This window comes from Collinsella sp. OM04-5, from assembly GCF_003439125.1.
In the GTDB taxonomy this organism is placed as follows: domain Bacteria; phylum Actinomycetota; class Coriobacteriia; order Coriobacteriales; family Coriobacteriaceae; genus Collinsella.
This window is the reverse complement of record NZ_QSUU01000014.1, coordinates 71013-77510: the sequence shown is the minus strand read 5'-3', so window position 1 is coordinate 77510 and position 6498 is coordinate 71013. Positions and strand designations below refer to the sequence as shown.

At 61.5% G+C, this 6498-nt stretch carries 5 protein-coding genes; 3 read left to right on the top strand and 2 right to left on the bottom strand.

Annotated elements, in window-relative coordinates; translation table 11 throughout:
- Positions 1 to 165 precede the first annotated feature (165 nt).
- Entirely contained in the window at positions 166 to 1047 is an 882-nt protein-coding gene (gene thrB / locus DXB53_RS08805; protein ID WP_117584161.1) for a homoserine kinase, read from the bottom strand.
- 202 nt (positions 1048 to 1249) lie between these two features.
- A complete protein-coding gene (gene thrC, locus DXB53_RS08800; RefSeq protein WP_117584160.1) occupies positions 1250 to 2767 on the bottom strand; it encodes a threonine synthase in 1518 nt (505 codons plus the stop codon).
- Between the two features lie 104 nt (positions 2768 to 2871).
- Between thrC and DXB53_RS08795 the strand changes: the two genes are divergently transcribed.
- From DXB53_RS08795 to DXB53_RS08785, 3 genes are all read left to right on the top strand, one after another.
- Positions 2872 to 4260, top strand: coding sequence for an aspartate kinase (locus DXB53_RS08795; protein WP_117584159.1), 1389 nt, complete (start codon positions 2872 to 2874; stop codon positions 4258 to 4260).
- Between the two features lie 174 nt (positions 4261 to 4434).
- Positions 4435 to 5460 carry an aspartate-semialdehyde dehydrogenase gene (locus tag DXB53_RS08790; RefSeq protein WP_117584158.1) on the top strand — a complete coding sequence of 342 codons (1026 nt, stop codon included), beginning with the start codon at positions 4435 to 4437 and terminating at the stop codon, positions 5458 to 5460.
- A gap of 403 nt (positions 5461 to 5863) precedes the next feature.
- Positions 5864 to 6442 carry a methylated-DNA--[protein]-cysteine S-methyltransferase gene (locus DXB53_RS08785; protein WP_233503857.1) on the top strand — a complete coding sequence of 193 codons (579 nt, stop codon included), beginning with the start codon at positions 5864 to 5866 and terminating at the stop codon, positions 6440 to 6442.
- Positions 6443 to 6498: the final 56 nt, after the last annotated feature.

Genomic DNA, 6498 nt, shown 5'->3' with positions numbered 1-6498 from the left:
AGGCCGAGCGCAAAATGGATTCTAAAAAACACCTTGCCAAATAGGAGCGTCAGCACGAGGCCCGCCTATCCGATGCTCCGAAGGAGCAGGATAAGCGGGCCTCAAGTGCGAGGACGTTTTTAAGGGGATGCCCCCGGGTGGCCCGGACAGACCGATCGGCGATGTCTACAGGTACTCGATTTGAGCGCCCTCGGTGTCGCACGTCAGAATATGCGTGTCACACTTGGGGAACTGCTCACGCAGCTTGACCTGCAGGAACTTTGCCACGATGGTGTCATCAGTTACGGCCATGAGGGTCGAGCCGGAGCCACTGATCCAGATGGTCTTGGCGCCGCCGTTAAGGCAGGTGTCGCGCACAGCGTTGTAGTCGGGAATCAGGCGGCGACGATAGGGCTCCTGGATGCGGTCGTCATTAGCGGCGGCAATCAGGTCCAGGTCACCAGTCTCCAAACCGCGCGTCATGCCGGCGATGCGGCCCATCTGCCACACGGCGGTGGAGAGCGGGATCTCCTGCGGCACGACCTTGCGCGCCTCACTCGTGTGTACTTCGTAGGGCGGAATCACGGTAATAAAACGCAAGCGATCGCTCACCTCGTAGCGAAGGCACTGGGGGAGCGAGTCGGTCGGCGTAAAGGAGCAGACGGCGCCGCCTAGGATAGCGGGGGCGACGTTATCGGGGTGGCCCTCGACCTCGGTGGCAATGCGGACGAGCTCGGCGCGGTCGACGGTGTGGCCCGTTAAAGCGGCGGCGGCCATGATACCAGCGACAACGCAGGTGGAGCTGGAACCCAGGCCACGAGCGACGGGAACGTCAGTCTGAATGTCGATGGCGACGGGGAAGGCCGGCTCGCCCCATGCGGCCAGCGCATCCACAAAGCTCACGTAGACTAGGTTGCTCTCGTTTTGGAACTCCTCGGGGCAGCCCGTGATGGTGAGCTTGTCGGCGCGCTCGAAGGTGAAGTGCGAGTAGAGGCTGACGGCCATGCCGAGGGTATCGTAGCCAATGCCCAAGTTGGCGCTTGTTGCTGGGACGGTGATCTTGATCATGGGAATCTCCTGGGCGGTCTGCCTGTTTAGTTCGCTGCTCGGGCAGTCCTGGCTCGCTCGGAAAGCACATTAAGTGCTTTCCGGCTCGTGCGGAACTCGCGACGAACTAAACAGGCAGACCCGCATGTCAGTTCGCCATCATCCCGAGGGTTATCTGATGAAAGAAGGTGCGCCGGCTTTCGCCGGCGCTTAATAAGGGGTTTTAGTTGGAAGTCATCTTTTTTGCTGCAGACTCTACGTAGTTGGCCATATCGGCTACGTCGCAGACGTCTTCGAAACGGACGGGTTTGGACTCGAGCTCGGCGAGCTGGGTCGGGGCGACCGTGTTGGTGGCCTGCTCGAGTACACGCATAGCCTCAAAATCATCCTCGGGAACGTTGAGGCCCAGAGCGTCGCAGCAGGCGCGCGGGAACTTGTAGGGGCTGGCGGTCGAAAGCAGCACGCGGGCCTTGGCGCCCTCGGCGGGGGCGACCTGCTCAAAGACGTGATAGCCGCAAGCGGTGTGCGGGTCGATTATGTAGCCGTTCGCACCCCAGCAGCTCTTGATGGCAGCGCGGACCTCGTCCTCGGTGGCCCAGCCGCAGCCAAACACGCTCTGGATCTTGGCCAGCAGCTCGGCGGTCACCTCGTAGCGGCCGGTCTGTGCCAGCTGCTCCATAAGGCCGGCAACAAGCTCGCAGTCGCCATTGGACAGGAAGTACAGCATGCGCTCCAGGTTAGAGCTGATGAGGATGTCCATCGACGGCGAGATGGTCGTGAAGAACGGACGGTTGCGATCGTAGACGCCGGTGGTCAGGAAGTCGGCAAGCACGTTGTTCTTGTCGCTCGCCACGACGAGCTTGGCGACGGGCAGACCCATGCGCTTGGCGTAGTAGCCGGCCAAGATATCGCCAAAGTTGCCGGTGGGCACGCAGAACTCTACGGCGTCGCCAGCCTCGATAGCGCCGGCGCGTAGCAGTTGCGCATAGGCGGCAAAGTAGTAGACGACCTGCGGCACCAAGCGGCCGACGTTGATGGAGTTGGCGCTCGAAAGCACGGTGCCGGCGGCCTTCAGGCGCTCGGCCAGTTCCTTATCGGCAAAGATACGCTTGACGGCGCTCTGGGCGTCGTCAAAGTTGCCGCGGATACCGCAGACGGCGACGTTTTCGCCCTCCTGTGTGGACATCTGCAGGTTCTGGACGCGGCTGACCTTGCCCTCGGGATAAAAGACGGTAATGCCCGTGCCCGGGGCGTCGGCAAAGCCGGCGAGTGCGGCCTTGCCGGTGTCGCCCGACGTGGCGGTGACGATCATGATGCGCTCGGCGCCGCCGTCCTTGGCGGAGGTGCGGGCCATGAGGCGGGGGAGCATCTGCAGGGCGACGTCCTTAAAGGCGCTCGTGGGGCCGCCAAAGAGCTCCATCACATAGGTTTGAGGGACGTCGGTGCCCGGCGCTGTATCGAGTTTGACGAGCGGTGTGACCTCTTCACTTGCGAACGTGCCACGATATGCCTCGTCGACACACGCCGAAATTTCTTCGTCCGTGTAATCGTTCAGTAACATTCCCAACACATTTTGAGCGATTTCAAAGTACGATTTATCTGCAAGCGAGCTGATATCGACCTGCTGGGTGCCAAGCTCGTCCGAGACAAACAAACCCCCGTCGGGAGCTATGCCGGTGCGGATTGCCACCTTACTTGAGCATGATAAAGTGCGTCCTCGTGTACTATGATAAGTTCCCATATAACAGTGCTCCTCGGATACCTTGGTCCCAATCGGTGAACCCATGGTATCAGAGCGCGCAAAATAGGTTCGCAGAGGCTTTTTAGAAAGGTAACCTCCAGCCCATGATTAAGATTGCCAAGTTTGGCGGCTCGTCGGTCGCCGACGCCGAACACTTTAAGAAAATCAAGGCCATCGTCGATGCCGACCCGGCTCGCCGTTTTGTGGTGGTTTCCGCCTGCGGTCGCCGCTTTAAGGGCGACACCAAGGTGACCGACCTGCTCTACCTGGTTAACGCGCACGTTAAGTACCACGTGTCGTGCGAGGAACTGCTCGAGGACATTGGCCAGCGCTATTTTGATATCGCTGACGAGCTGGAGCTCACCTATCCCATCCGTGAGGAGTTTGCGGCCTTTGCCGAGCGTGCTCGCTCCGGTGGCTACTCTACTGAGGAGCTCGTAAGCCGCGGCGAGTACTTTACCGCTCGCCTGATGGCTGAGTACCTGGGCCTACCGTTCCTGGACGCCGCGACGGTCGTGGCGTTCCATCACGACGGTACGCTCAGCATGAATCGCACCTCCGAGCTGGTGCAAGAGTACGGTCAGCAGGGCGGCTTCGTTATGCCCGGTTTCTATGGCGCGACGCGTGAGGGCCAGATCAAGCTGCTCGATCGTGGCGGCGGCGATATCTCGGGCTCGATCCTGGCCAAGTGCCTGGGCGCCGACCTGTACGAGAACTGGACCGACGTTTCGGGCTTCTATTCTGCCGATCCGCGTATTGTGCCCGAGGCTCAGCCCATTGCGCGCGTTACCTACGAGGAGCTGCGCGAGCTTTCGTACATGGGCGCAAGCGTCCTGCACGAGGAAGCTGTGTTCCCCGTGCGCGAGGCTGGTATTCCGCTGGTCATCAAGAACACCAATGCGCCGCAGGACCCCGGCACCATCATTAGCGAGACGGCTGATGAGGGCGAGGCGGAGCCCATCATTACCGGCGTGACCGGCAAGCGCGGCTTTGTCGCCATCAACGTTGCCCGCGACCGCACCAAGCCGCGTGTCGGCTTTATGCGCCGCGCGCTTTCGGTCTTCGAGCGCTATGACGTTTCCGTCGAGCACATGCCCACCGGTGTCGACCGCTTTGGCGCCGTGGTGCAGGAGCAGGACGTGCACGACTCGCTGTACTCGCTCGTGGGCGACATTCAGCAGGAGGTCGAGCCGCTCGAGATCGAGGTCGTTGAGGGCTTGGCGCTCATCGCGACCGTCGGCCGTAACCTGCGCGGCCGCGCAGGTATCTCGGGCCACCTGTTTGGCATGCTTGGCCAGGCCGGCGTGAGCGTGCGTATGATTTCGCAGAGCTGTGACGAGATCAACATCATTATCGGTGTCGAGGAGAAGGACTTCGACCTGGCGATTCGGACCATTTACCGCGCCTTCTCCGATGAGAACGGCATTGTGAAGGTCTCCGACCTGGAGGCTCCCGCGCCGGTCGATCCCGTCCCGGCCGCGCTCAAAAAGTAGTGACTGCTCGGTAGGTTTTTGGGTCATGTCTCAAAAATCTACCGTGGGGCGTTTCGTTTCGGTTTCGTTTCGACGGGGCGGGTTTCATATCCGTCCCGTTTTTGTATAAACTGGGCAAGACTATTCAGCCTGCTCGGCGTGCGGGCAAAAGCCACAACCTTAAAAGGGGGAAGCATGAAACAGTACACGGTTGCTATTTTGGGCGCGACGGGAGCTGTTGGCACCCAGATGCTCGAGTGCCTCAACGAGCAGGAGTTTCCGGTTGGCAAGCTCAAGCTGCTGGCGAGCGCGCGCTCTGCGGGCAAGACCGTCGAGTTCCGCGGCGAGCAGGTTGTGATTGAGGAGGCTTGCCCCGAGGCTTTTGAGGGCTGCGACATCGTACTCGGCGCTGCCGGCGACGATATCGCCAAGGAACTGCTGCCCGAGGCCGTCAAGCGCGGCGCCGTCGTGGTCGACAACAGCCATGCCTTCCGTCTGGATCCCGAGGTGCCGCTGGTCGTGCCCGAGATTAACGCCGATGACATTAAGTGGCACCACGGCTTGATCGCCAACCCCAACTGCGCGACTATCATCGGCCTGGTTCCCACGTGGCCGCTACATCAGCTCGCCGGCGTGAAGCGCATGATCGTGTCCACGTATCAGGCAGCTTCGGGTGCTGGCACTCCCGGTATGGCCGAGCTCGAGGCTCAGCTGGCCGCTCTGGGCCGTGGTGAGGAGATTCCCGAGCCGCGCGCCTTTGCCGCCCAGCTGGCGAGCAACCTGATTCCGCAGATTGGCGGCGTCAAGGAGGAGGGCTTTACCTCCGAGGAGATGAAGCTGCAAAACGAGGGCCGCAAGATCATGCACCTGCCCGAGCTGCGCGTGAACTGCACCTGCGTGCGCGTGCCCGTGCTGCGCTCGCACTCCGAGAGCATTACGCTCGAGTTCGAGCGCGACATTACGGTTGAGGAGGCCCGTGCTGCGCTGGCCGCCGCTCCGGGCGTCAAGCTGGTTGACGACATGAGTGCCGAGGATGCGCACGACCGCTTCCCCATGCCGATGGACACCTCCGACCAGGACCTGATTTGGGTCGGTCGCGTGCGCCGTGATATCTCGAACCCCGAGGCCGCACGTGGCATTACCTTCTGGTGCTGCGGCGACCAAATCCGTAAGGGCGCGGCAACCAACGCTGTCCAGATCGCTAAGCTGCTCTGCGAGTAGGTTGACCTGTCCGGCGGGGGCCGGGTTTAGTTTTCAGAACGTCCTCGACCATGTGTGGCGCCTTGTCCTGCTCCTTCGGAGCCGCGGACAAGGCGCCACACTGGTCTGCGGAGTGTTCTGAAAACTAAGCCCGGCCCCCGCTTGCGGTGACGTTGCTGCGAGCGGCTTGCGATGGGGCCGTTGTTGGTTGGGGCCGCTGGGCTGATATGGGAGCACGTGGTTGTTGCGGGGCCTAGTCCCGGCGGCGGCCTTGGCGCTTCGCGCCTGCCGCCTTTGGGGACTGTGGGGCTCGGCCGGCAGCTACGGCGCGTTCGCGCCTGCTGCCTTGGGTGACTTTGGGGTCGATTGGGGTTGTCTGCACAATTCGCGGTATTATGTTGCGGAGTTTTGAAAGGAGCCGCTGGTGGTCACGACGACGTTTGCTTCGCCTTTGGGCGAAATCCTGCTTGCCGCTGATGGCCGCGGTTTGACGGGGCTTTGGTTTGAGAGGCAGGAGCACTTTGGCTCTACGCTGCTCAAAGAGGATGCGGAGTATGTCGTAGGTGCCGATGCGGTTTCTGGTGCCGGTGGGATGTCTTCGGTGAGTCCGGCAAATGGTGCGGCTTCTTCGGTGCTTGAGCGTTCCTGGGCTTGGCTGAATGCTTATTTTGCGGGGCAGGAGCCTCGGTTTACGCCGCCGTTGCATATGATTGGCACGGCGTTTCAGCGTGAAGTTTGGTACGAGCTGCTTTCAATTCCGCGTGGCGAGGTCGCTACGTATGGCGAGATCGCCCAGCGTGTTGCGGCTCGACATCGTGTGCCGGGAAATGAGGCACCCGTTGTGTCTCCCCGTGCCGTGGGGGCCGCGGTCGCGCGTAATCCCATTTCGATTATTGTGCCGTGCCATCGCGTGGTTGCCGCCGATGGTTCGCTCAACGGATATGCTGGCGGCCTTGACCGCAAGGAGTGGCTGCTGCGGCTTGAGGGCGCGTACGAGGAGTAACGCTCGAGCACTTTGCATAGCCAAGATGCCGTGAAAGAACGGGACACGCTTTCCGA

Excerpts from the sequence above, each read along its gene's own strand:
- DXB53_RS08795 (WP_117584159.1), top strand. The coding sequence starts at position 2,872 with ATGATTAAGATTGCCAAGTTTGGCGGCTCGTCGGTCGCCGACGCCGAA.
- thrC (WP_117584160.1), bottom strand. The coding sequence starts at position 2,767 with ATGGGAACTTATCATAGTACACGAGGACGCACTTTATCATGCTCAAGT.
- DXB53_RS08790 (WP_117584158.1), top strand. The coding sequence starts at position 4,435 with ATGAAACAGTACACGGTTGCTATTTTGGGCGCGACGGGAGCTGTTGGC.
- thrB (WP_117584161.1), bottom strand. The coding sequence starts at position 1,047 with ATGATCAAGATCACCGTCCCAGCAACAAGCGCCAACTTGGGCATTGGC.